Origin of the sequence: Novilysobacter longmucuonensis (assembly GCF_046600735.1) — a bacterium.
In the GTDB taxonomy this organism is placed as follows: Bacteria; Pseudomonadota; Gammaproteobacteria; order Xanthomonadales; family Xanthomonadaceae; genus Novilysobacter_A; species Novilysobacter_A longmucuonensis.
Window position 1 is genome coordinate 12,389 of the sequence record NZ_JBJMAW010000005.1, and the last position, 22,778, is coordinate 35,166.

The 22,778-nt window shown below is 67.5% G+C and carries 26 protein-coding genes and 1 tRNA gene; 12 read left to right on the forward strand and 15 right to left on the reverse strand.

From position 1 onward, the window contains the following. The first annotated feature begins 86 nt into the window (after positions 1 to 86). Positions 87 to 287: a hypothetical protein gene (locus ACJQWM_RS06840; RefSeq protein ID WP_332705597.1), complete on the forward strand. Its 201-nt coding sequence runs from the start codon at positions 87 to 89 to the stop codon at positions 285 to 287. A 141-nt stretch (positions 288 to 428) separates the two neighbouring features. Here ACJQWM_RS06840 and ACJQWM_RS06845 read toward each other — a convergent pair whose 3' ends face one another. Beyond that, a complete protein-coding gene (locus ACJQWM_RS06845) occupies positions 429 to 1,145 on the reverse strand; it encodes a DUF4142 domain-containing protein (RefSeq protein ID WP_332705600.1) in 717 nt (238 codons plus the stop codon). Between the two features lie 399 nt (positions 1,146 to 1,544). Between ACJQWM_RS06845 and ACJQWM_RS06850 the strand changes: the two genes are divergently transcribed. After that, entirely contained in the window at positions 1,545 to 3,071 is a 1,527-nt protein-coding gene (locus ACJQWM_RS06850; protein ID WP_332705684.1) for a fumarate hydratase, read from the forward strand. A gap of 108 nt (positions 3,072 to 3,179) precedes the next feature. Here ACJQWM_RS06850 and ACJQWM_RS06855 read toward each other — a convergent pair whose 3' ends face one another. From ACJQWM_RS06855 to ACJQWM_RS06865, 3 genes are all read right to left on the reverse strand, one after another. Beyond that, positions 3,180 to 4,136: a patatin-like phospholipase family protein gene (locus tag ACJQWM_RS06855; RefSeq protein WP_332705605.1), complete on the reverse strand. Its 957-nt coding sequence runs from the start codon at positions 4,134 to 4,136 to the stop codon at positions 3,180 to 3,182. Positions 4,137 to 4,183: 47 nt separating this feature from the next. Beyond that, positions 4,184 to 5,449, reverse strand: a complete 1,266-nt coding sequence (locus ACJQWM_RS06860; RefSeq protein ID WP_332705608.1) for a phospholipase D-like domain-containing protein — start codon at positions 5,447 to 5,449, stop codon at positions 4,184 to 4,186. 225 nt (positions 5,450 to 5,674) lie between these two features. Beyond that, positions 5,675 to 6,160: a DUF456 domain-containing protein gene (locus ACJQWM_RS06865; protein ID WP_411306737.1), complete on the reverse strand. Its 486-nt coding sequence runs from the start codon at positions 6,158 to 6,160 to the stop codon at positions 5,675 to 5,677. A gap of 232 nt (positions 6,161 to 6,392) precedes the next feature. On the opposite strand from ACJQWM_RS06865, the gene ACJQWM_RS06870 reads away from it, so the two are divergent. Next, entirely contained in the window at positions 6,393 to 6,602 is a 210-nt protein-coding gene (locus ACJQWM_RS06870; protein WP_332705611.1) for a cold-shock protein, read from the forward strand. A gap of 210 nt (positions 6,603 to 6,812) precedes the next feature. Here ACJQWM_RS06870 and ACJQWM_RS06875 read toward each other — a convergent pair whose 3' ends face one another. Together ACJQWM_RS06875 and ACJQWM_RS06880 are read right to left on the reverse strand one after the other, a co-directional pair. Continuing rightward, the gene (locus ACJQWM_RS06875; protein WP_332705614.1) at positions 6,813 to 7,298 is read right to left on the reverse strand and encodes a peptidoglycan-associated outer membrane lipoprotein precursor; all 486 of its coding nucleotides are present in this window, start codon (positions 7,296 to 7,298) and stop codon (positions 6,813 to 6,815) included. Positions 7,299 to 7,480: 182 nt separating this feature from the next. Continuing rightward, positions 7,481 to 7,936: a hypothetical protein gene (locus ACJQWM_RS06880; RefSeq protein ID WP_332705617.1), complete on the reverse strand. Its 456-nt coding sequence runs from the start codon at positions 7,934 to 7,936 to the stop codon at positions 7,481 to 7,483. Positions 7,937 to 8,014: 78 nt separating this feature from the next. Between ACJQWM_RS06880 and ACJQWM_RS06885 the strand changes: the two genes are divergently transcribed. Then, positions 8,015 to 8,833, forward strand: a complete 819-nt coding sequence (locus ACJQWM_RS06885) for a tRNA threonylcarbamoyladenosine dehydratase (protein ID WP_332705620.1) — start codon at positions 8,015 to 8,017, stop codon at positions 8,831 to 8,833. 418 nt (positions 8,834 to 9,251) lie between these two features. Here ACJQWM_RS06885 and ACJQWM_RS06890 read toward each other — a convergent pair whose 3' ends face one another. Together ACJQWM_RS06890 and ACJQWM_RS06895 are read right to left on the reverse strand one after the other, a co-directional pair. After that, a complete protein-coding gene (locus ACJQWM_RS06890; protein ID WP_332705623.1) occupies positions 9,252 to 10,037 on the reverse strand; it encodes a TatD family hydrolase in 786 nt (261 codons plus the stop codon). Between the two features lie 10 nt (positions 10,038 to 10,047). Then, positions 10,048 to 10,263: a DUF6116 family protein gene (locus tag ACJQWM_RS06895; RefSeq protein ID WP_332705626.1), complete on the reverse strand. Its 216-nt coding sequence runs from the start codon at positions 10,261 to 10,263 to the stop codon at positions 10,048 to 10,050. A gap of 173 nt (positions 10,264 to 10,436) precedes the next feature. Here ACJQWM_RS06895 and ACJQWM_RS06900 point away from each other — a divergent pair, with 173 nt between their 5' ends. The 6 genes from ACJQWM_RS06900 (at position 10,437) to ACJQWM_RS06925 (ending at position 15,465) form a co-directional block, all read left to right on the forward strand. Next, positions 10,437 to 11,249 carry a glycine zipper 2TM domain-containing protein gene (locus ACJQWM_RS06900; protein WP_332705629.1) on the forward strand — a complete coding sequence of 271 codons (813 nt, stop codon included), beginning with the start codon at positions 10,437 to 10,439 and terminating at the stop codon, positions 11,247 to 11,249. A 217-nt stretch (positions 11,250 to 11,466) separates the two neighbouring features. Beyond that, complete coding sequence (locus ACJQWM_RS06905) at positions 11,467 to 12,081, forward strand: CDP-alcohol phosphatidyltransferase family protein (protein WP_332705632.1); 615 nt, start codon at positions 11,467 to 11,469, stop codon at positions 12,079 to 12,081. A gap of 235 nt (positions 12,082 to 12,316) precedes the next feature. Next, positions 12,317 to 13,477 carry a class III poly(R)-hydroxyalkanoic acid synthase subunit PhaE gene (gene phaE / locus ACJQWM_RS06910; protein ID WP_332705635.1) on the forward strand — a complete coding sequence of 387 codons (1,161 nt, stop codon included), beginning with the start codon at positions 12,317 to 12,319 and terminating at the stop codon, positions 13,475 to 13,477. A 1-nt stretch (position 13,478) separates the two neighbouring features. After that, positions 13,479 to 14,564: a class III poly(R)-hydroxyalkanoic acid synthase subunit PhaC gene (locus tag ACJQWM_RS06915; protein ID WP_332705637.1), complete on the forward strand. Its 1,086-nt coding sequence runs from the start codon at positions 13,479 to 13,481 to the stop codon at positions 14,562 to 14,564. A 269-nt stretch (positions 14,565 to 14,833) separates the two neighbouring features. Continuing rightward, positions 14,834 to 15,034, forward strand: a complete 201-nt coding sequence (locus ACJQWM_RS06920; protein WP_332705640.1) for a PspC domain-containing protein — start codon at positions 14,834 to 14,836, stop codon at positions 15,032 to 15,034. After that, positions 15,007 to 15,465, forward strand: coding sequence for a hypothetical protein (locus ACJQWM_RS06925; protein ID WP_332705643.1), 459 nt, complete (start codon positions 15,007 to 15,009; stop codon positions 15,463 to 15,465). The genes ACJQWM_RS06920 and ACJQWM_RS06925 overlap by 28 nt, the downstream gene beginning before the upstream one ends. A 121-nt stretch (positions 15,466 to 15,586) precedes the next feature. On the opposite strand, the gene ACJQWM_RS06930 is transcribed toward ACJQWM_RS06925, so the two are convergent. Next, positions 15,587 to 16,378 (reverse strand): NRDE family protein, encoded by a 792-nt coding sequence (locus ACJQWM_RS06930; protein ID WP_332705645.1) that lies wholly within the window; start codon positions 16,376 to 16,378, stop codon positions 15,587 to 15,589. A 76-nt stretch (positions 16,379 to 16,454) separates the two neighbouring features. Between ACJQWM_RS06930 and ACJQWM_RS06935 the strand changes: the two genes are divergently transcribed. Both ACJQWM_RS06935 and ACJQWM_RS06940 read left to right on the forward strand, forming a co-directional pair. Next, a tRNA-Leu gene (locus ACJQWM_RS06935) sits at positions 16,455 to 16,541 on the forward strand. A 164-nt stretch (positions 16,542 to 16,705) separates the two neighbouring features. Further along, positions 16,706 to 16,900, forward strand: a complete 195-nt coding sequence (locus ACJQWM_RS06940) for a hypothetical protein (RefSeq protein WP_332705648.1) — start codon at positions 16,706 to 16,708, stop codon at positions 16,898 to 16,900. A 371-nt stretch (positions 16,901 to 17,271) separates the two neighbouring features. On the opposite strand, the gene ACJQWM_RS06945 is transcribed toward ACJQWM_RS06940, so the two are convergent. From ACJQWM_RS06945 to ACJQWM_RS06970, 6 genes are all read right to left on the reverse strand, one after another. Next, positions 17,272 to 17,862 carry a cysteine dioxygenase family protein gene (locus tag ACJQWM_RS06945; protein WP_332705651.1) on the reverse strand — a complete coding sequence of 197 codons (591 nt, stop codon included), beginning with the start codon at positions 17,860 to 17,862 and terminating at the stop codon, positions 17,272 to 17,274. 154 nt (positions 17,863 to 18,016) lie between these two features. Continuing rightward, a complete protein-coding gene (locus ACJQWM_RS06950) occupies positions 18,017 to 19,180 on the reverse strand; it encodes an outer membrane protein assembly factor BamB family protein (protein ID WP_411306738.1) in 1,164 nt (387 codons plus the stop codon). A gap of 167 nt (positions 19,181 to 19,347) precedes the next feature. Then, on the reverse strand, positions 19,348 to 20,496 hold the full coding sequence (gene metX / locus ACJQWM_RS06955; protein ID WP_332705657.1) for a homoserine O-acetyltransferase MetX: 1,149 nt from the start codon (positions 20,494 to 20,496) through the stop codon (positions 19,348 to 19,350). A gap of 165 nt (positions 20,497 to 20,661) precedes the next feature. Continuing rightward, positions 20,662 to 21,663 (reverse strand): tetratricopeptide repeat protein, encoded by a 1,002-nt coding sequence (locus ACJQWM_RS06960; RefSeq protein WP_332705660.1) that lies wholly within the window; start codon positions 21,661 to 21,663, stop codon positions 20,662 to 20,664. Further along, positions 21,663 to 22,088, reverse strand: coding sequence for a cytochrome c-type biogenesis protein (locus ACJQWM_RS06965; RefSeq protein WP_332705663.1), 426 nt, complete (start codon positions 22,086 to 22,088; stop codon positions 21,663 to 21,665). Before ACJQWM_RS06965 ends, ACJQWM_RS06960 begins: the two co-directional genes overlap by 1 nt. Positions 22,089 to 22,201: 113 nt before the next feature. Continuing rightward, positions 22,202 to 22,753, reverse strand: a complete 552-nt coding sequence (locus ACJQWM_RS06970) for a DsbE family thiol:disulfide interchange protein (protein WP_332705690.1) — start codon at positions 22,751 to 22,753, stop codon at positions 22,202 to 22,204. Between the last annotated feature and the right edge of the window lie 25 nt (positions 22,754 to 22,778).

Sequence of the window (22,778 nt, forward strand, 5' to 3'; positions counted from 1 at the left end):
TTTCGTAACGTTTTGTCGACTACAACGAACCTCGGCGTGGCGCGGGATGCCACGTCTGTCCGTCCAACAGACTGCAGGAACTCGCCATGCATATCACGCACGACAAACGCCGCGGCCAATACGACGTCGACACCGCACGCGGGGAGCTTCGCAAGCCCGGTGACCGCGACAACCAGCCCGGCCAGGGTGCTGACAAGCGCCAATTGCTGGGCGATGCGCACAAGGATCAGACCGGAGGCTTGCGCAGGCACCGTCCGGCGCGATCGCTACTCGAACTCGACGAGTAGTTGCCTGCGACGAGCCTTGATGGTCTAGCGCGCTTGCTGCTGCAGCGTTGAAGGCGCTGCAACGAAAAGCGCCCCTTTCCGGCAGCACCGGAAAGGGGCGTCATTGGGGACTTCGGTCTAGCTGTGATCCTAGCTCTGACGCTATTGCGTCTTGCCCTGCAACTCCTGCCCCCGCTCGAGATGGCTGGCGATGGCGTCACGGGTCATGGTGAGGTGCTGGCGGATCTGTTCGTCGTCGACGCCCTGCAGGCGCTCATCGAGCATCGCAAGGGCGTCGGTGTGGCCCTGGACCATCGCATCGATGTAGGCCTGCTCGTACTCGTCGCCTTCCATAGCACCCAGATCGCGCAGCACCATCTCGCCTTTCTGGCGCTGGGCCTGGACCTCGGGCATGTTGCCGACATCGGCCATCGCGCCGGCCTGCGGGCCCGCCACGTCGCCGCGCACGGCGGGATCGGCTGACGCTTCCGCGGAGTCGCCGACGGCGCCGCCGGTGTTCTGCATCAGCTGACGGGTCGTTTCGAGGTTTTGGGTGTGCTCGGTGTGCAGCATGTCGGCGAACTCGCGCACTTCGCCATCCACGTCCTTGTCGCGCGCCTGCTCGGCGGCGGCGATGTCGTGCTCGTCCACCGCCATCACCAGGGCCAGCGCTTCGGCGCCCTGGTCGGAGCCGACGGCGCTCTGGTCCATTGCCATCGTATCGGTCAGGGCGCCGTCGGTGACCGCCGGGTCGGCGGCCTCGGTGCCCGGTGGCGGCACCATCGCGCTGTCGTTGGCAATGTCGTCCTGCGCGCAGGCCGCCAGCACCGAGGCCGCCAGGATGGAGGCCGTCCAGATTGTCAGTGTCTTGTGGATCATGGGAAATCTCCTTCGGGGGGAAGTACGGGCGCGGGGGCGCTTGAGTGCCGACCGTACGGGCCGCATCCGCACGCTAGAGCAGGGCGGATGCGTTGGCCGTGAAGGCGCTGGTAACGCGTTTTTCACAGATGTGGCGCGCGGTGCCTTGCCGCGGCAGGCCCTGGAACCCAGTGCTCAAACGGCCGGGAGTTCTCTGCACTGCACACCTTCATGCTCTGCGGCGGGAGGCTTTGGGCGGCGAAGGTAGAATGGCCGTCCCCGACGCCAGCCCTTTACGCCGTGAGCCCTCCCCCAGACGCGATTTCGCCGACCCCGCCCGCCCGGACCGAGCCCGCAGCGGGCCAGCAGGCATCGACCCAACCGGCATCGACCCAACCGGCGCCGACCAAGTCGGTATCGATCGGGCAGGAGGACTTCATCCAGTCCATTGCCGATGCACTGCAATACATCAGCTACTACCACCCGGTCGATTACATCCGGAACCTGGCCGCGGCCTACGAGCGCGAGGAGAGCAGCGCGGCCCGGGACGCGATCGCGCAGATCCTGATCAACTCGCGCATGTGCGCCGAAGGCCACCGCCCGATCTGCCAGGACACCGGCATCGTCACGGTGTTCCTGGAGATCGGCATGAACGTGCGTTGGGATGACGCCACCATGGGCGTGGAGGACATGGTCCACGCCGCCGTGCGCCGCGCCTACCAGCACCCCGACAACAAGCTTCGCGCGTCGGTGCTGGCCGACCCGGCCGGCCGGCGCAGCAACACCGGCGACAACACGCCGGGCGTGGTCAACGTCAAGGTGGTGCCGGGCAACACGGTCGATGTGATCGTCGCGGCCAAGGGCGGCGGCTCGGAGGCCAAGAGCAAGTTCGCGATGCTCAATCCGTCCGACTCGATCGTCGACTGGGTGCTGAAGACCGTGCCGACCATGGGCGCCGGCTGGTGCCCGCCGGGCATGCTCGGAATCGGCATCGGCGGCACCGCCGAGAAGGCGATGCTGCTGGCCAAGGAATCGCTGATGGAGCCGATCGACATCACCGACTTGCAGGCGCGCGGGGCCTCCAATCGTGCCGAGGAGCTGCGGCTGGAACTGTATGAAAAGGTCAATGCGCTCGGGATCGGCGCGCAGGGCCTGGGCGGCCTGACCACGGTGCTGGACATCAAGGTCAAGGACTATCCGACGCATGCCGCCAACCTGCCGGTGGCGATGATCCCGAACTGCGCCGCGACCCGCCATGCGCACTTCGTGCTCGACGGCAGCGGGCCGGTGCAGCTCGAACCGCCGTCGCTGGCCGACTGGCCGGAGCTGACCTACGACAGCTCCAAGGGGCGCCGGGTCGATCTGGATGCGGTCACGCCCGAGGATGTCGCCAGCTGGAAGCCGGGCGAGGTGCTGCTGCTCAACGGCAAGCTGCTGACCGGCCGCGACGCTGCGCACAAACGCATCGTCGGCATGCTGGACGCCGGCGAGCCGCTGCCGGTCGATTTCCGCGGGCGCTTCATCTACTACGTCGGGCCGGTCGATCCGGTGCGCGATGAGGTGGTCGGCCCGGCCGGCCCGACCACCGCCACGCGCATGGACAAGTTCACCGCGCAGGTGCTCGGCCAGACCGGGCTGCTCGGCATGGTCGGCAAGGCCGAGCGCGGGCCGGTCGCGATCGACGCCATCCGGCAGCACCGCTCGGTCTACCTGATGGCCGTCGGCGGCGCCGCCTACCTGGTGTCCAAGGCGATCAAGGCCTCGCGCGTGGTGGCGTTCGAGGACCTCGGGATGGAGGCGATCTACGAGTTCACCGTGCAGGACATGCCGGTGACGGTCGCGGTCGACAGCAGTGGCGAGTCGGTGCACCAGACCGGCCCGCGCGAATGGCAGGCGAGGATCGCCGGCAAGCTAGGCGGCATTCCGGTTTTGGTGGAGCCGGCCTGACCCGCCATGGGGCTGTTGTAGGAGCGGCTTCAGCCGCGATTCGTCGCGTGCATGCGTGCGGAAAAGCTCGCGGCTGAAGCCGCTCCTACGGGGTGCGAAAGTACGAGGTCAAAGCCGCTTCACCAACTGCCTGAGCTTCTTCTGCGTGGCCGCCTGGCGCAGGTAGTCGGCCGCCAATGCCTCCAGCGCCGCGAGGTTGGTCGCGCTGACGTCGTCGAGGTCGTCCAGCCCGACCACCAGCTCGGTCTGCAGCCGGAAGTAGCCGTCGCCGACCAGTTGCCGCGCGATGTAATCGACCGAGTCGGTGCTGCCGTCGAACAGCACGTCGATGATCGGCACGGCCCACTCCAGCGCGCCCCATTCCTGCGCGGACTTCAGCGATATCGGCCGGTTGCGCTCACCGGTGCCGACCGACAGCACGACCAGTTCGTGGCTGTCGCCGACCCGGGCGTCCTTGCGCATCGCCTCCGCGATCGCGCAGGCGGTCGGGTTGTTGGCGACCACGCCGCCATCGATCATCGAGCACGGCCGGCCTTCGATCATCATTCCATGGGCCGGGAAATAGGTCGGCGCCGCGGCCGACGCGCGACACACCTCCCACACCAGCAGGTCCTCGTGCCTGGGCAGGAAGCTCTTGAACATCACTGGCTTGCGCGACAACGTGTCGTAGCCGGTCACCAGCAGCGGTATCTTCAACTGGCCCAGCCGGGTATCGCCGAAGACCTGCTGCAGCACCTGGTCCAGGCCCGTGCCGTCGTACTTGGGCGCCGACGGGCCGTGCGCGAGCACGCGTCCGGCGCGCGACCACAGGCGCTCGGCGATGCCGGGGAAGATCGTGTGGCGCTGCGCGCGGTAGAGATCGGCCAATTGCGTCGGGCTCAGGCCGATCCCCATCCCGCAGGCGATCACCGCGCCGGTCGAGCTGCCGGCCAGCAGGTCGAAGCTCTTCAGTACGCCGGGCTTGCCGGCCTTGAGCAGGGCATCCTCGACGCCCGCCAGCCACAGGCAGCTGACCAGTCCGCGGATGCCGCCGCCATCGAGGGACAGGATGCGCCGCATCTCCATGTCACGTGTCCTTGTGCAGGGTGGCTGCGCAGCCTAGCGCGGGTTACCTACAACTGCGACTTCAGCGGAATGGTGACGAACTCGGCGAATTTCTCCTTCAGCGGCCGCCGCTTCCACTCGCGATAGTCCAGGCGCTTGGCCCGCTCGAGGTCCTGCTCGAACACGCCAATCATCTGCTCGGCGAACTGGACGTCGTAGATATTCAGGCTGGCCTCGTCGTTGAGCCGGAACGAGCGGATGTCGAAATTGGTCGAGCCGACCGAGACCAGTTCGCGGTCGATGACCAGCAGTTTGTTGTGCAGCATCGTCGGCTGGTAGATGTAGATCTCCACGTCGGCCAGCAGCAGCTCGCCCCAGGCGCGTCTGGAGGCGATCCGGACCGTGTCCGAATCGATATACGGACCCGGCACCAGGATCCGCACCCGCACGTCGCGCTGGCGTGCTGACAGCAGCGCCTTCGTGATCAGCGGGTCGGGCACGAAATACGACGCGGCCAAATCGATGGTGCGCTCGGCCGCGGCGATCGCCATCAGGTACATCAGGTGCATGCTGTCGCTGCCGCCGGCGGGCGAGGCGATGAACAGGTGCGCGTCCATGTCGCCGGCCGGTCGCAGCGGCGGGAAGTAGGCAGGACCGTTCAGCACTTCGCCGGTGGTCTTGATCCAGTTGTCGTTGAACGCGGCCTGGATCTGGGCCACCACCGGGCCTTGGATGCGGAAGTGGATATCGCGCCAGTGCTGCGGGTCCTGCGCGTTGCCCTGCCACTGGTCGGCGATGCCGACGCCACCGGTGAAGCCGACCTTGCCGTCCACCACCAGGAGCTTGCGGTGGGTGCGGTTGTTCATGCGCCGGATGTTGTACCAGTGCAGCGGCCGGTAACGCTCCACGTCGACGCCGGCGTCTTCCATGCGGTCCAGCAGCTCCTGTTTCATCTTGATACTGCCGACCCAGTCGATGGTGACGTTGACCGGTACGCCGGCGCGGGCGCGCTCGGCCAGCGCCTCGGTAAACTGCTCGCCGACCTCGCCCGACCAGTAGATATAGGTCTCGAAGGTGATCGAGTTGCGCGCCGCGCCGATCGCCTCCAGCATCGCCGGGAAGATTTCCGTGCCGTTCTGGAAGGCCTCCACGTGGTTGCCGGCCATGATCGACGGCCCCAGCATCACCGACATCTCGCGCCGGAACTGCGGGTCCGAGACGGCGTAGCGGTGCCCGATCTTGCGTTCCAGCTCCTTCTCGGGCTTGGCGAAATTCATCGCCAGAAACATTGCCAGTACCGTGACCAGCACGGTGATGACGATCGTCCAGATCATGCGTTTTCGGCTCCAGCGTCGTGGCAGCATCGGGGTCCCCTTGGTGGGCCCACCTTGGAGCACTCGCCCGTTAAGTCGCGTGAACGATGCGAGAGGTTGGCGCATGCACCCTTGGCCCGGCCCTCGAACGCCTCGGGCCTGTAGGAGCGGCTTCAGCCGCGATCCGGAACCGGCGCGGACGTCCAACCCCACGATCGCGGCTGAAGCCGCTCCTACACACAAGCGCTACACCAGCCACGCGAACGCGAACAGGCCCAGCATCGCGAACGCCAGGCCCAGTTTCAGTACGGTACCCAGCAGGATGCCGAGCCAAGTGCCGAATCCGACCCGGGCCGCGCGGCCGACCCGGCGGCCGTGGATCAGCTCACCAACCAGCGCGCCGACGAACGGACCAGCGAACAGCCCGATCAGGCCGAAGAACAACCCCACCACCGTGCCGACCACCGAACCGATCAGCGCCAGCCGGCTGGCACCGACGCGCCTGGCGCCCAGCATCGTCGCCAGCAGGTCCACCAGCAGCGACAACACCGTCAGCAGTGCCAGCGCCACCACCGTGCCGACCCCGACCTCCGCGTAACCCCCGGTCCAGGCCGCGAGCCACATGCCGGCGAATACCACCGGTAGCCCGGGCAGCGCGGGCAGGATCGTGCCGGCGATGCCCACCAGTATCAAAACCCCGGCGATCATGTAATAAAGGGTCTGCACATCCATATTCGAAAGCCTCTGCCAGGGTTGGGCGGATGATTGCATTGTCGCCGGACGCGAGGTAATTTTTCCGACGCTGCGTTTGCCCAAGGTCACCGTGAATCGTGGCCCGATGCGGTTGTTCCGATGATCCGCCGATCGACCATCCACACGCATCGTTGTACCTCGCTTCCTCCTTGCAGCCGGCAGCACGCCAATACGTTGGCGATAATCCACCTCGTTCCAGGGAGCAAGTGAGATGTCCAATCGCGAAACCGGTACCGTCAAGTGGTTCAACGACGCCAAGGGCTTCGGCTTCATCAGCCGCGAGAATGGCGAGGATGTGTTCGTGCACTTCCGCGCCATCCAGAGCCAGGGCTTCAAGAGCCTGGCGGAAGGCCAGCAGGTCTCGTTTGTCGTCGTACAGGGCCAGAAGGGCCTGCAGGCCGACGCTGTGGAGCCGATGTAAGGCGACAGCAGCAATGGCGCGACCATGAGGCGCAAGGCCCCAGGAGAAACCCGGCTTCGGCCGGGTTTCTTTTTGCCTCAATGCCTTGCCAGCGCAGTCCGGGCGATTGGAGTGATCTGGCCGGCGCCGCGGATGCTCGTCGACAAAAAAAACGGCCCGCGCGCGGGCGGGCCGTCTGTCTGGCGAGCGAACGATCGATCGACTAGCGCATCAACGCGGCCAGGCGCGGCCGTTGTAGACCCGCACGTACGCGCCCTCGCGGATGCCGCCCAGGTCGTTCTGGGTGACTACCGTGGTGCGCCCGTCGTCCATGCGGACATAGACGTTGTAGTTGGCGCCGGTGCGGTTCTGGATGGCGTTGCCGGCCACTGCACCGGCCACGCCTCCCGCCACCGTCGCGGTGTTCTTGCGGCCTTCGCTGTCGGTCTGACTGTCGGCGATCTCGCGGCCGGCAGCGGCGCCGACCAGTCCGCCGAGTACCGCACCGGTGCCGCGCGGAACCGTGCTGCCGCCACTGGCCTGTTCGATCCGCGTGACGGTGCCGCAGTCATAGCAGTTGGCGGTGCTGGCGCCGTAGCCGGGTGAGTACGCGCCGCCGCCGGCTCCGGCAGAGCCATATCCGGTCGTGCCGCAACCGGCCAGTGCCAGCGAGGCCGCCGCGGCGACGCCGAGAAGACGAGGGTGGGTGATATTCATGCCGATCTCCTGCTGAAGTAAGGGCGTGTGGCGGATCCGGCCACGCGCCATCACGCTATTCGCGGCACCGTGAACACCCCATCAACTTCACCAAGGCGGCGGCGTGGCCGTTCAGGTGCGCCTGCTGGCGCCCGAGTTCGCAGATCCGCGGCAAATAGGAATCCTCGAACCCCTGCGGGCGATCAGCGGAAGTCCTGGTGGCAATCCTGGCAGGCCTGGCCGATTGCCTGCTGCGCGGCGGTCACGCCCGCGCAGTTCAGCGGGGGCGAAGCAAGCACCTCGTCGAGGCTGGCGCGCAGACCGCTGGAATGAGCGATGAAACGCCGGTCATCGCGCAGCTCCACGAATGCACCGTCGAACTGGCCGGCCATGGTCCGCAATGCCTGAAGGTGCGGCAGCGTGTCGGTCGGGTTGCAGTTGTTGCGCTCGACACTCTGCTTGAGCTGGCCCATCTGTGCGTTCATCACCTGCATGACCGCGCGCGGGTAGGTGTCGGGTCCGCCCAGCCAGGTGCGCATCAGGTACGCGACCACGACCGCGCCGATGACCAGCCCCAGCAGGAACATGAAAAGGAACCGGGAACCATTTCCGCCGCGCTTGTCGGCATCGGGATTGCGGGTCGGCTGGGGATCGCTCATGGCCTGGCTCCGTCGATTTGGCCGCAAGATATCACGCCCCATTCATTGGCCGGGGCTCGCACCCTTACACTTGCAGGCATGACCGAGAACGCCCGCGAACACCTGTGGCAGCAACGATTTGGCGGCATCGACCGGCTCTACGGCCGCGGCGCGCTTGCGCGCTTTGCCGCATGCCGCGTGGCGGTGGTGGGGCTGGGCGGGGTCGGCTCGTGGGCGGTCGAGGCGCTGGCGCGCAGCGGTCTTGGCCACCTGACCCTGATCGACGCCGACGACCTGTGCGTGTCCAACACCAACCGGCAGCTGCCTGCGCTGGAAGGCCAGTTCGGACGCGCCAAGGTCGAGGCGATGGCCGAACGGTGCCGCGCGATCAATCCGATGATCGAGGTGGTGGCCGTGCCGAGCTTTCTGACTGCCGGCAATGTCGCCGACTTGCTGGCGCCGGATTTCGACCTGGTGCTGGATGCCTGCGACAGTTTCCGCAGCAAGGTCGAACTGATCGCCTGGTGCCGCCGCCGCAAGCGGCCGCTGATCGTGTGCGGCTCGGCCGGCGGTCGCACCGACCCGACACTGGTGCGCGTGCGTGACCTGTCGCGCACCGAACACGACGCCATGCTCGCCTTGATCCGCAAGAAACTACGCGGCGAGTTCAATTTTCCGAAGACGGCCTCCCGCTATTTCAGCGTGCCGGCGGTGTACTCGCTGCAGAACGTGAGTTATCCGCAGGCCGACGGCAGCGTCTGCGGCGTACGCCCGCAGGTCGGCGGCGATGCCGCCCTGAAACTCGACTGCGGCGCCGGCCTCGGCGCGGCCACCCACATCACCGGCGCGTTCGCATTCGCAATGATCGGCAAGGCGCTGGAGATGCTGTTGAAGGCACCCGCAAGCCGGACGCCCTGACCGGCGCAGGAGCGGGTCATGCCCGCGATGCAAGTAACGCGGCCGCGTGCATCGCGCCCATGGGGCGCTCCTACAAAGGCACCACGTTTTTGTAGGAGCGGGCCATGCCCGCGATGGGAGTAACGCGGCCGCGTGCATCGCGCCCATGGGGCGCTCCTACAAAGGCCCGCGCTTTTGTAGGAGCGGGCCATGCCCGCGATGTGGAGTGACGCGACCGCGTACATCGCGCCCATGGGGCGCTCCTACAAAGGCCCGCGCTTTTGTAGGAGCGGGCCATGCCCGCGATGTGGAGTGACGCGAGTGCGTGCATCGCGCCCATGGGGCGCTCCTACAATGGCACCGCGCTTTTGTAGGAGCGGGCCATGCCCGCGATGTGGAGTGACGCGACCGCGTACATCGCGCCCATGGGGCGGCGCTCCTACAAAGGCACGGGCGGGCGGGGGAGCTTGAACAGGCGCTCGGCATTGGCGGTGGTCGCGGCGGCGAGCTCCGCGCGATCGATGCCGCGCAGTTCGGCGATGGTGTCCAGCACATGGAGGATCCGCGCCGGCTCGTTGCGCTGGCCGCGGTGTCCGGCGTCGGGCTGGTCGGGGGCGTCGGTCTCCAGCAGCAAGCACTCGATCGGCACCTGACTCGCGACCCGGCGCAGGCGCTGCGCGCGTTCGTAGGTCACCGGGCCGCCCAGACCCAGCAGGAATCCCTGTTCCCATAGGCGCTCGGCTTGCTGCAGGCTGCCGGAAAAGCTGTGCACGACGCCTCGCAAGGGCGCGAACCGGCGCAAGGCGGCCAGCACCTCGTCGAGCGCGCGCCTCGCGTGCACGATCACCGGCAGCTCGAAATCACGCGCCAGCCGCAGCTGCTGCTCGAAATAGTGCGATTGCCCGGTGCGGTCGAGTCCCTCGACGAAATAATCGAGCCCGCATTCCCCGACCGCAACTGGCCGTTCGCGCTCGATCCATTCGCGCAGCTCCGCAATGTGCGGCTCGCGATGTTTCGCCAGCCACATCGGATGCAGCCCATAGGCCGGAAACAGGCCAGGCGCGCCCGTGCACACCGCCTTCAGCGCCGGCCAATGGTCGGCCTGGATTGCCGGGACGATCTGCCGCGTCACGCCGGCGGCGCGCGCGCGTTCGATCACCGCCGCGCGATCGCCATCGAATTCGCCGGCGTCGAGATGGCAATGGGTGTCGATCAGCTCGAACAAGAGGCACCGGTCAGCGTGGACGCCGCGGCGGCGGGATCGGTGCCTTGCGGTTCTTCCAGTTGGCCAGCAACAGCGTACCGAGCCCGAGCAGTATCTCGTCGATCATCGGGATGGGATCGGGCACCACCAGCGTGATCGCGAACAGCGCCGCGGTGATCTTGAACAGCGTCGGATAGCGCAGCTTGCGCGCCCAGTTCAACAGGGGAAGCAGCATCGGATTGGCCATGCCCGGGTCCTGTGCTCGCGGCTGGGTGTGATGGCGGACACGCTAACACCGGCACCGCGATATTCATGCATTTGTCAGTTTTACGTTAAAAAAACGGTGCCCGTTCAGGTTGGGGGTGCTGCAATGCACCCCACACCAACCGCGGGCTCCGACCCGCTGCAGGAGAGGCGCTGATGAACAAGAACATGATTGCGGTTGCGTTGGCATCGCTGCTGGTCGGTGGCGTTGCGGTGGCTTCCTACCAGAGCTTCAGCGGCAATGGCTCTGCGGATCCGCAGGTGGCCACCGCCGCCGATTCGCAGGCGCTGGTGACCGCTGCCGATGGCGACTTCGCGGTCGATGGCGCCATCGCCGCGGCCCAATACGCCGACGTGCTGCAGGTCGAGCCGGTCAATGAAAAGCAGGAGCTGTATGCGACCGTGATCGGATCCGACCCGGTGCGCGAGACCAGCACCGTGTCCAGCCCGCGTGAGGTATGCGAGGACGTGGTCGTGCAGGAGCGGCTGCCCGAGCGTGACGGCAACGTCGGCGGCACCATCGCCGGTGCGGTGATCGGCGGCCTGGTCGGCAACCAGATCGGTGGCGGCAACGGCCGCAAGGTCGCGACCGCGGCCGGCGCGGCCGCCGGCGGTTATGTCGGCAACCGGGTTGACCGCAACCATGTCGGCGGCCAGACGGTCGAGCGGGTCGACCGCCAATGCCGCACCGTCTCGGAGACCTCGCAGTCCACCCGCGTGGTCGGCTACAACGTGACCTACCGCAATCCCGATGGCACCACCGGCACCATGCGCACCGGCAGCAAGCCGGGCAGTCGCATCCCGCTGGGCAGCGAGGACCAGGTGATCGGCTATGACGTCACCTACCGCTATGAGGGCCGGGAGCAGGTCATCCGCCTCGATGACCGTCCGGGCGAGCGCCTGCCGGTGGTCGACGGCGAAATCGTGACGCAGACCGCGCTGGTGTCCGGCGATACGACGCGCGGTTGATCTATCTGCAACAGATGCATTGTCCGACGGGGCCGGTTATCCGGCCTCGTTTTTTTTGGGGATGAGGGGCCGACACCGGCACCGGCCTATCGCGTCAGGACCAGGCGCATCGCGCCCGGATAGGCCCTTCGGCGACTTGCCGACTGCTGCGCGCTTCACGCCCGCTCTGGCAGTCTGCATGCACTACGATGGACCGGTCGCCACCCCGGAGCCTTGCATGCCGCGTCACTTCACGATGCTTCGCGAGTTCCACCTCGCGGACTGGTTCACCCTCGCCAATGCGTTCTGCGGAACCGGCGCGATCTTCGCGGCGATGCGCTTCCTGCAGGAAGGCATCGTGCGCGACCTCATGATCGGCATGGCACTGATCCCGCTGGCCTTCATCTTCGATGCGCTGGACGGCCGCGTCGCGCGCTGGCGCAAGTTGGCCTCGACCCTGGGGCGCGAACTGGATTCCTTGGCCGACGTGATTTCCTTCGGTGTGGCCCCCGCGGCGCTCGGCTATGCCTGCGGCCTCCAGGGTGGCTGGGACTGGGTGGTGCTGAGCTTCTTCGTCGGCTGCGGGGTCAGCCGGCTCGCGCGCTACAACGTCACCGCCGAGCAACTGGCGGGAGAGGAGGGCAAGGTCAACTACTTCGAGGGAACCCCGATCCCGACCAGCCTGGTGCTGGTGATCGTGCTGGCGGTCGCCGCCTGGCAGGGCGCCATTGGCCGCGACATATGGTTGGGCATGGTCCAGCTCGGACCGTGGCAGTTCCATCCGCTGGTGCTGATGTTCGCGCTGTCGGGCGTGCTGATGATCAGCAAGACGCTGCGGATTCCCAAGCCCTAAGAATGGCCTTTCGCAAGACCCCTTCTCCCGCGCGCGGGAGAAGGTGCCCAAAGGGCGGATGAGGGCAAGCGCCCTGTAAACGACTGCGCCAGTCCCGATTCAGAGCATCCGCCGCCCCCGGTTTCCGCGCACCGTTACTCCATTGCCTTCCCGCTAAAACGCGGAGAGAGCCCATCGGCGACACCATCGCGCAACAACCGCGTTGATATCATCGCGCCAGGCTCAGGAGGCGATGATGGCGAACCCTACGTTCGGTGGCGATTTCGAGGCGCTCGCGCGCGAGTACTGGAACAGCTGGGGCGAGATGATGCGCGATGCCGCCAAGCCGTCGCAGCCCAAGGCGCCAGACTGGAACGACGCGGTCGGCTGGTGGTCCGGACTCGCCTCGCAGCTGGCATCGCAACCCGGCCGCGGCGGCGGCAATGAGATGGACGAGGCCGTGCAGCGCTTCAACAGCCAGGCGCGCGGCTGGTTCGGGCAGATGCAGCAACTGGCCGCGCAGTTCGCCGGCCAGGACGCGGGCGCGGCGCAGATCGCCGATGCCTGGAAACGGATGCTCGGCAGCGGCGGCGGCAATCCGTTTGCCGAGGTGTTGCGCGGCATGGGCGGCCGCGGCCAGGCCGGTCCCGAGCAGTGGTTCGAACAGGCCGCGCCCTATATCGAGGGCCTGCAGCGCCAGGGCAGCCAGTGGCTGGGCACCCCGGCGTTCGGATTCGCTCGAGAGCACCAGGAGCGCTGGCAGAAGCTCGCGCAGGCTCAGCTCGATTTCCAGCAGCGCGATCAGGCCTACAACGCGCTGCTCGGCGAGGCCGGGCAGGCTGCGTTCGCACTGTTTCAGGAAAAGCTGGCCCAACGCGGGGAGTCGGGGCAAACGCTGGACTCGGCCCGTGCGCTGTTCGACCTCTGGATCGATGCAGCCGAGGAGGCCTATGCGGAGGTCGCATTGTCGCCGCGCTTCCGCGAGGCCTATGGCGACATGATCAACGCGCAGATGCGGCTGCGCGCTGCGGTGCAGGGCGAGGTCGAGCAGGCCGGTCTGCTGCTGGGTACGCCGACCCGCACCGAAGTCGATTCGGCCCATCGCAAGATAGTGCAGCTGGAGCGTGAGATGCGCCGTTTGCGCGACCGGCTCGAGGCGGGGGGCGATGCGTCCGCTGGCAAGAGCGCCGAGCACCCGCGGGCGCATCGGGATCCCGACGCTTCACCCCGACCGGCTCCTGCGCGGAGAGGGGGCACGAGCGAAACGCGCACCGCTCCCGCAAAGGTCGCGAAGAAATCCAGCGCTCGAAAGACAACCAAGAAAGCGCCGGCCAAGAAAGTGCCGGCCAAGAAAGCAGCGGCCAAGAAAGCAGCGGCCAAGCGCACGGTGAAGAAGACCCCGCAGAGGAAGCGTTGAGATGAACGGCTACGAGACCAACAGCCCGATCGGCTTCACCCCGCAGTCGCTGGCGCAGGAAGCCATAAAGACCCAGGCCAAGCTGCGCGCCGGGCTGGAGACGCTGCAGCAGGTCGGCGACGTCGACTACGGCGTCACCGAAAAACAGGAAGTGTGGCGCGACGGCAAGGTGGTGCTGTACCGCTTCCGCGGCGACGGCGGGCATGCACCGACCGCGAAGGTACCGCTGCTGATCGCCTATGCGCTGGTCAACCGGCCGTACATGGTCGACCTGCAGGCCAACAAGTCGATCGTGCGCGGCCTGCTCGAGCGCGGCGAGGACGTCTACGTGCTCGACTGGGGCTATCCCGACCGTTCCGACCGCTACCTGGAACTGGAGGACTACATCCAGCGGTTCCTCGGGGGGGCGATCGACCACCTGCGCCGCAGTCACGACCTCGATGCGATCAACCTGCTCGGGATCTGCCAGGGCGGCGCGTTCTCCTTGTGCTACTCGGCGCTCAACCCGGGCAAGGTCCGCAACCTGATCACCATGGTCACGCCGGTGGACTTCCACACCGAAGACAACATGCTGGCCAACTGGACCCGCGGGATCGATGTCGACCTGTTCGTCGATACCCTCGGCAACGTGCCGGCCGACCTGATGAACATGAGCTACCTGATGCTCAAGCCGTGGCGGCTGTTCGTGCAGAAGTACGTCGGGCTGGTCGACATCCTCGACGACAAGGCGGCGCTGGAGGACTTCCTGCGCATGGAAAAGTGGATCTTCGACTCGCCCGACCAGGCCGGCGAAGCGTTCCGCCAGTTCGTCAAGCAGTTCTACCAGGGCAATGGCTTCGTCAAGGGCGGGATCGACATCGGCGGGCGCGAGGTGCACCTGGGCGATGTCGACATGCCGCTGCTCAATATCTATGCCCAGCAGGATCACCTGGTGCCGCCAGCCGCGTCCCGCGCACTCGCCGGGCTGACCGGCTCCAGCGACTACAGCGAGCTGTCGTTCCGCGGCGGCCACATCGGCATCTACGTGTCCGGCCGCGCCCAGCGCGAGGTGCCCACCGCGATCCACGACTGGCTCACAACCCGCTGATACCGATCGGCCCTCTGTAGGAGCGGCTCTCAGCCGCGAGCTTTTCGATCCGGAGCCGGAATGCCACACCACTTCTGCAGGGCATCCAGCGGAACGCGACCGCCGAAGCGCCGCGCGGCTCGCAGGTTGGACGGCTCTGCACCGGCCTGCGGCAGGAGCTCGCGGCTGAAGCCGCTCCTACAGGAAACTGCGGCCGGGCGGCTGCCGGCGCCACGCCGTCATCACACACCCGCCATACACTCGTCCCATCCCCCACAGGATCGAGCCGAATGTCCGCCACCCCGCGACCGTTCACCCGCTCCCGCCACGACCGCATGATCGGCGGCGTGATGGGCGGCATTGCCCGCCGATACGGCTGGAGCTCGACCCTGCTGCGGATCGTCTTCGTGATCGTCTCGATCGCCTCGGCCGCATTCCCCGGCATCCTGGCGTACCTGATCCTGTGGCTGCTGATGCCGGACGAGGGCTGATCCCGATCCGCGGGTGGCTCGCGCTTGGCGCGTTGTGGACGCTGCCCAACACGCTCGCCGGACTGTTGCTCGGTGGCTCGGGGCTGGCGTTCGGTGCGCGTGTGCACTGGCGGCGCGGCGAACTCGCGCTGGTGTTCGACCGCTGGCCGTGGGGGCCGGGCGGGGCGCTGACCCTGGGCAACGTGATCCTGCATACCGGGCAGGACCTCGATGCGCCGTGTCGCACCTACGCGCATCGCGCCGGTTTGTGCGAGGAGCCGCACGTGCGCCTGGCCGATCACGAGCGCGCCCATGTCTACCAGTACATGGTGCTCGGTCCGTTGTTCCTGCCGGTGTACCTGGTGTGCGGTGGCATCAGTGTGCGCAACCGTTTCGAGCGCGCCGCCGACCGGTACGCCGCGACCGGCCGCGGCTGGTGGCCGTGGGGGTGATTGCGCGAGGCGGGGGCTGAGTTCTCTGCCAGCTCCGCCGCAGGCTTGTCTCCCTCCTTTGGCAAAGGAGGGCCGGGGAGGATTCGAGCCAGATCGCCGGCGCACATCCCCGACTTGCACCTCAGTCGATCCGCAACCGCCGCGCACTTTCCCCCGTCACCCGCGCATCCGGCCCGAAACGCCGCTCCACGAAAGTGAGCGCCGCGTGCTCCACCAGCACCACGGTGCTGCACCGTGTGCCGTAGCGCCGGTCGCGCACGAACGCCGGCGACAGCGAGCGCTCGAGGTCACGACCGATCCCGGTATCGGGCAGGTCCGCATCCGGCGCGGGTGTCGCATCGGCCAGCGCGTCCAGCAACGGCTGCAGCGCACTGGCGTCGCCCGCCTGATGCCGGCCCGGCGCGTCCGATGCCAACCACGCCGACAACGCCCGCGTCGCATGCGCGCTCTTCGGCCACGGCGCATCGAACGCGCCATTGGACATGGCATGCACGCCGGGTTCGACCGGATCGGCGGCAAAGCCCGGGTGGTTGCTGGCAAACGCCAGGCGTTCGCCGTCCCAGACCAGCAGGTTGAAGCGGCCGTACTCGGCTGCTTCCGCGCGCAGTGTGGCGAGGTGCTGATCAGCCGATTGCGCCCCGCGCACGAAATCGCGCACCAACGCACCGCGTGATCGCGGCATCGCCTCGCCGGCCGGGCCGGCGCGCACGTTGGTGACGGCCGCCAGCCGCCCGCGCGTCGACGCCAGCAGCCAGCTGCCGCCCTGCACCAGGTCGCGGCCGCCGTAGACATCCGCGGCCTCCGGATCGAAGCCCGCCGCCGCCGCCGGCCGCGCGTGCAACTCGTCGCGGTTGGCGATCAGGGCCAGCCGATAGCGGGGATGGACGCACCAGGCGGCGGCGATCAGGCACATGCCCGCATCCTAGCCGCAGCGCCGCGGGATATTTCGCTGGAGCGCCGCAAGCGGGTGCGGCTATACTGCGCGGCCGGCCGAAGTGGCGGAATCGGTAGACGCAGCGGACTCAAAATCCGCCGCCCTTAAAAGCGTGTGGGTTCGAGTCCCACCTTCGGCACCAGGCAACAAATACCGGACAAGTGAAGGGCCCGCGAGTGATTCCGGGCCCTTCTTCTTTGCGGCGATCGGATCGGGTTCCTGGAGTTAAACCGTCCATCACGTCCGCGTGCGGAAACCCTAACGTTTGCCGGCATAGCTTGGCCTATCCCCCAGTTGGAGACGGCCATGGTCAGGCAGGATCAGAAAGACCCTTCGATCGATGGTGGCGGTGCGCGCAACCTGCCGGAGTCGCCGCAGCAGCGGCAGGATCGGGATCGGGATCGGGAGCATCAGAGCGAGCTGCAGGATGAGGCGGTGGAAGAAACCTTTCCGGCCAGCGACCCGGTGTCGCCGTTCGTTCCGGCGAGGTCGCGGGACTGAGTGATCGGGTTTGCAGGCGTTACAAAACAGAAATCCATCGGCAGGCATATGGCTGACGGGAGAGCCGCGGAGGTAGGCGAGCGCGACGCATTTGGAGGCGCGGGCGCGGGCGCGGCCGGGGTCACGTCGCGGCGGGCTTCGCGCCCATGGGGCGCTCCTACAAGGAAGCGTGCGGGCGATCGGTAGAGCCGAGCTTGCTCGGCTGCTGTTTTCGCCGCGGGTGCAGCGGAGCAAGCTCCGCTCTACGTGTGCTTGCGGCGGCGGGATTTGTAGGAGCGGGCCATGCCCGCGATCGGAGCGGGATTGCGTCGCGGCGGGCTTCGCGCCCATGGGGCGCTCCTACAGGAGCGCTTGGCCTGCGCAGGCGGGGCTCAGGGCGCGTCGGTATCCAGCGTCTGGTCCCTGCGGGCGAACCATTCGCCATCGTGCGGAACGAACGCCGAGCAGGTGTCCATCGGCGCCTTGTAGATGTGCAGCGAAATGGCCACGTGCTCGGCGCTGGTGTTGCGGATGGTGTGGTATTCGTGCGGCGGGATCAGGCTGCCGGCACTGCCGGGGCCGGCGTGCATGCCGCCGGCGGCGCGGAAGCGGAAGCGCTCGCCGTCGCGCTCGAGCAGTTCGAACTGGGTGATCTCCAGTTCGCCGTCCCATACGCCCTCCACGCACCACAGGCCGCAGTGGTCGTGCACCGGCGTGCCCTGGCCTGGCCCCCACGTCATCGCCACCACGCTGTAGCCCAGGTCCGGGCTGCGGTAGATCTCGCGGCGCGCGTAGTGGTCGTCGATCGGCTCATGGACGCATGGCGGCAGGCTGACGTCGCGGTCCCGGATCAACCGGCACAGCGTGTCGCGCAACGCGGCGGTGATCTCGTGCTCGTCGCCGCGGCCGACCGCGGCATCGAGCGCGGTGACCAGCTTGTCGTGACCGGGGAAGGCGATGTCGGGCAGGGCTTGGACGTTCATGGCGACGAGTTTACGCCGGCTCGCGCGTGCGCGCCTGCGGTCGGTCGATGCGTCGGCGGTTTGCACACGAGCGCTACGGTCGAAACCGACGATCGGGTCGGCGGGTTCAAACCCGCTCTGCATCCTGAGTTGGCGGCTGCGTCTCGGAGGAGAGTTATTCCTGCAGCGCGTAGACGTGGCCGTCGAGGGCACCGACATAGACAGTGCCGTCATGGACTTCCGGTGCTGCCATGACGCCGCCAGTAACGTACCCCTTCACCGGTTCCGGCATGAAGCGCCACTTCTCCTGGCCTGTCTCGGCGTCGACGGCAAAGAACCCCGGCTCCAGCGTTACCCCGTCGAAGTAGTACGGGAACGCACTCAAGCCGCCGATATAAGCAACCCCATTGCTCAGCACCGGCGTCGACCATGCCCAGCCGCCGGTGTCGAACGCCCATGTTTCCTCGCCGCTGCCGGCATCGAAGGCGGACAGCTTGAGCGAGTCGGAACTGCCGATGTAAAACGCGCCGTCGGCGTAGACCGCTGAGGACTCGACCCAGGAACCATCGGAGTAGACATGGGTCCAGGCTTCCGTGCCGGTCGCCGCGTCCAGCGCGAACAGCTTGGCGCTGCGACTGCCGATGACGAGCTTGCCATCCCCCAGCGCCGGCGTGCTCTGCACGATGCCCTGGGTGTCGTAGTGCCACCGGCGCTCGCCGGTTTTCGCATCGAGCGAGTAGACACCGTGGTCCCAACTGCCGAAGTAGAGCGCGCCGCCGCCAACGAGCGGGTTGCCGCGGATGGCGCCGTCGGTGGCGAAGCGCCAGAGCTCCTTGCCGCTGGCCGCATCGAGCGCGTGCATGCGGCCACTGGCGCTGCCGACATACACCAGTCCGTCGGCATGGATCGGGGCCGACTGCAGGTAGTCGTAGGCGGTGCTCCCAGCCGCGGGCAGTTCTCGCGGAACGCTGTCGGGCTCGAGTTCGAAGCGCCAGTGCTCCTGGCCGGTCGACGCGTCCAGTGCATACAACAGGCCGTCGTCGCTGCTGAGATACACGCGGCCGGCGACCACCAGTGGCTTGGAGCGAACCGGGCCGCCGGTCTCGAATGTCCAGAGGGCGCGACGGGTCGCCAGGTCCACCGCATGCAGGTGGTGATCGTCGCTGCCGACGTAGAGCACGCCATCGGCGTGGGTCAACGGTGCCCAGATCGCACCGCCGGTGCGGTATTTCCAAAGCACATCACCTGGCTTGGCAGCAGCAGCTTCGACCGTGTACCACAGGCCCGCGCCGGCCAGCATCAACATTACGGCCGCGGTTCCAACCACTCGTGTCGCCATCATCTTCATTCGCAGGCTCCCCATTAACATGCGACGTATCGTACCGGTGCGTCGGCGAGAGCGATCCAGGAGTGATGGCATAGATCGCGCGCGGGCAAATGCGCCACAGAGCCGCCGGGCTCGGGAGCAGACAGCAGACCGCGATCCCTCTTTCCCAAGAGAGAAATTTACAAGGTGGCCAGGAATCCCTGGACCGCGGGTCCGAAGCGCGCGATGTCGACCAGAAACGCGTCGTGGCCTTGCGGCGAGGACAGCGGCAGGAAGTCCGCGTCGGCACCGCCTTCGCGCAGTCCCTCGGCGATCTCGCGTTGCTGCTGCAGGGGGAACAGGATGTCGGTTTCGACGCCGATCACGAGCGCCTTGTCGACGCGGATGGAGGCGAGGCCGGCGGAAGTATCGGCCTGGCTGTCGCCGCACTTCTGCGCGCAGTAGTCGCCCAGGTCGAACCAGTCCATCGAGCGGCTCAGGTAGAGATAGCAGTTGGGGTCGAAGCGGCGCACGAAACGGCGGGCGTGGGCTTCGAGGTAGCTCTCGACCTCGAACTCCAGGCCGAACGGTTCGTAGTCGGGGCGGTCGGGGTCCTGCGAGGATTGGTCGAGTCGCACCCGGCCGAAGCGGCCGTCCCATTCCAATGCCGAGCGGTAGGTGATCACGCCGAGCTTGCGCGCCATGCGCATGCCCGATTCGGGATAGCTGGCATCGTCGTAATGGCCACCATTCCACTGCGGGTCCAGGCGGATGGCCTCACGCTGCAGCGAGCGGATCGCGATGGAAAACGGCAGCGCGCGTGCGGCGCCGGAGATGTTGATGTGACTGCGGGCGATGCCCGGATGGCGCACCAGCATCGCCAGTGCGGTCATGCCGCCCATCGAGTTGCCGATCACGCACGCCAGTTGCTCAATGCCGAGTTCGCGCACGACATGTACGGCCGCGTCGGCGCCGTCCTCGATCGACAGCTGCGGGAACGCCAGCCGGTACAGCGCGCCGGTGCCGGGATCGATCGAAGCCGGGCCGGTGGAGCCCTTGCAGCTGCCAAGCGAGTTCACGCACACCACTAACCAGCGATCGCTGTCGATGGGTTTGCCGGGCCCGATCATCGCTTCCCACCAGCCCGGCTCCGGATTGCCATCGTTGGCGGCGGCATGCGCGTCGGGCGACAGGCCGGTGACGATCAGGATCGCGTTGTCGCGCGCGGCGTTGAGCGTGCCCCAGGTTTCGAACGCGACGCGCGCACCGTGCAGCGCGCCACCGCGTTTCATCGGGAAGGCGGCGGGCAGGTCGATGAAGCGGGTGCCGGGGGGGATGAATTCGGTCATGCCGGTGCGTGACTCCTTGGCTCGTCATTCCCGCGAAGGCGGGAATCCAGCGTCTCGGGTTTTCTTGGTGGAGTGTTCGAGTGAGTGATTGAAAGCGCAAAGCCAAAGTCACTGGGTTCCCGCTTTCGCGGGAATGACGTTCAACGAGTAGCGCGTGTGTGGCGCCTATTCCACCACACGATCGATCATCAACGCCGCTGCCTCCTGGTCCGCGCTGACGGTCGCCGGCGCGGCCTCGAAGTCGCCGCGGCGTGCGGCCGCATCGCCGCTGGCGGAAATACGCGCGGTGATTTCCACCTCGCCGAGCTGCGACAGCGTGAGCGTCGGCATCGGGCTGTCAGCGTCGTCCAGAGTGATCACGCTCGGCAGCGCATTGGCCGACAAGCGCTCGACCGCCACCGGCATTGATGCGCCGCCGGGCTGGCGGGCGATCACGTACACCACCGCACCTTGCGTCAGGCGCATGGCGAGGGCCGGGTCGAGCGAGACGCTGACGGTGATGCTGCGCGCGCTGCCGGACTCCGAGGCAGCCGGCGGGAGCGGCTCCAGGCCGGCGTCGGAGCGTGCGGCGTCGATCTGGGGGCGCAAGCTGGCGGCAGTGCCGGGTTCGACTACCGCGAGGAGCGGCTCCCAGGTGGCAGCAGCTTCGGCATGCTGGCCGGCCTGGCGCCGGGCGATGCCGAGGAACCAACGTGCCCGCTGGTGCATCGGCTGCTGCTCGACCGCGCGTTCGAGCATCGCAGTGGCCGCGTCATCGAAGCGGCGACCCGGCGCGGCGTTCGCACGCGACTCGGCGGCCTCGACCAGCAGGTTGGGGTCCTCGGGGTCCAGCGCGACTGCGCGTGCGTGGGCATCGCGCGCCTCGTCCAGGCGTGCAGCGGCGGTGTAGGCGCTGCCGAGCAGGCGCCAGCCCTCGATCTGGCGCGGGTCGCGTTCCAGCTCCGTTTCGAGCTGTGCGATTGCTTCGGGCAGGGTTTCCGGTGATCGGCGATTGGCCGGGTCGAGTGCATCGGGCGTGCCGATCCACAGGTAAGTCGCGCCGGTGAGCAGCGCCAGGGTGGCGACCACCGCGACGCATGCGGTCGGGGTGGCGCGCCACAGCGGCCGCGCGACGTAGGCCAGGGCGAGCAGAGCGAGGGCAACGCCGATGATCACGAACGCGGTCATCACCACTCCTGGTCTTCGTCGTCGGCGACCGGCTGGCCGCCGCCGCGCTGGCGCACCACGTGCGCAAGCACCACGCCGCCGATCACCAGCAGCAGCAATGGCCCGAACCACAGCAGCCAGGTGCGCGCGCCGACCTGCGGCCGATACAGCACGAACTCGCCATAGCGCGCGACCAGGAATTCCTTGATTTCGGCGTCGCTTCTGCCCTGCTGCATGAGCTCGAGCACTTCGCGGCGCAGGTCGACGGCGATCTGCGCGTTGGAATCGGCCAGCGACTGGTTCTGGCACATCACGCAGCGCAGCTCGGCGACGAGCGAGTTGAAGCGGCGCTCCTCGGTGCGGTCGGTGAACTGCGGCGGAGTGGGATCGGTGGCGGGCTGGGCGAGGGCGGCGACAGGAGTCAGCAACAGGCAGAGCAGCAGCATGAAGCAAATCCCCCTCAATCCCCCTTTTCCAAAGAGGGAGGCAAGGCACCTGCTGTTCCCCCCTTTTAAAAATGGGGGCAGGGGGGATTTGCTGTTGCCTGCCATCACGGCAATCACAGTGCCCGCTCCCGGCCGTCCTGCTCCACCTCGGCCAGCACCGGCAGCAGGTCCTGCTCGATGGTGGCGTCGGTCATCGGCCCCACATGCTTCCAGCGCACCACACCATTGTCATCGACCAGAAAAGTTTCCGGCGCGCCATAGATGCCCCAGTCGATTGCGACGTCGCCCACGTAGTCGGTCAGCACCAGCCAGTAGGGGTTGCCGAACTGCTCCAGCCAGCGCATCGCATCGGCGTGCTCGTCCTTCCAGTTGAAGCCGACCACGCGCACGCGCCGGGTCTCGGCGAAACGCGTCAGCACCGGGTGCTCGTCGCGGCAGGCGGGGCACCAGCTGCCCCAGACATTGAGCAGGTAGGGCGCGCCGCGCAGCTCGTCGGAGGAGACCTGCCGCCCGGGCTCGTGCAGCACCGGCAGTTCGAACGCCGGCGCCGGTTTGCCGATCAGCGGCGAGGGCAATGCCTCGCGATTCGGGTCGCGGCTGAGCCAGACGCCGGCCGCGAGCAGCACGCCCAGCAATGCGACCACCACCAGCGGCAGCCAGCGCATGGCGGACCTGCGGGGTGCAGTAGTG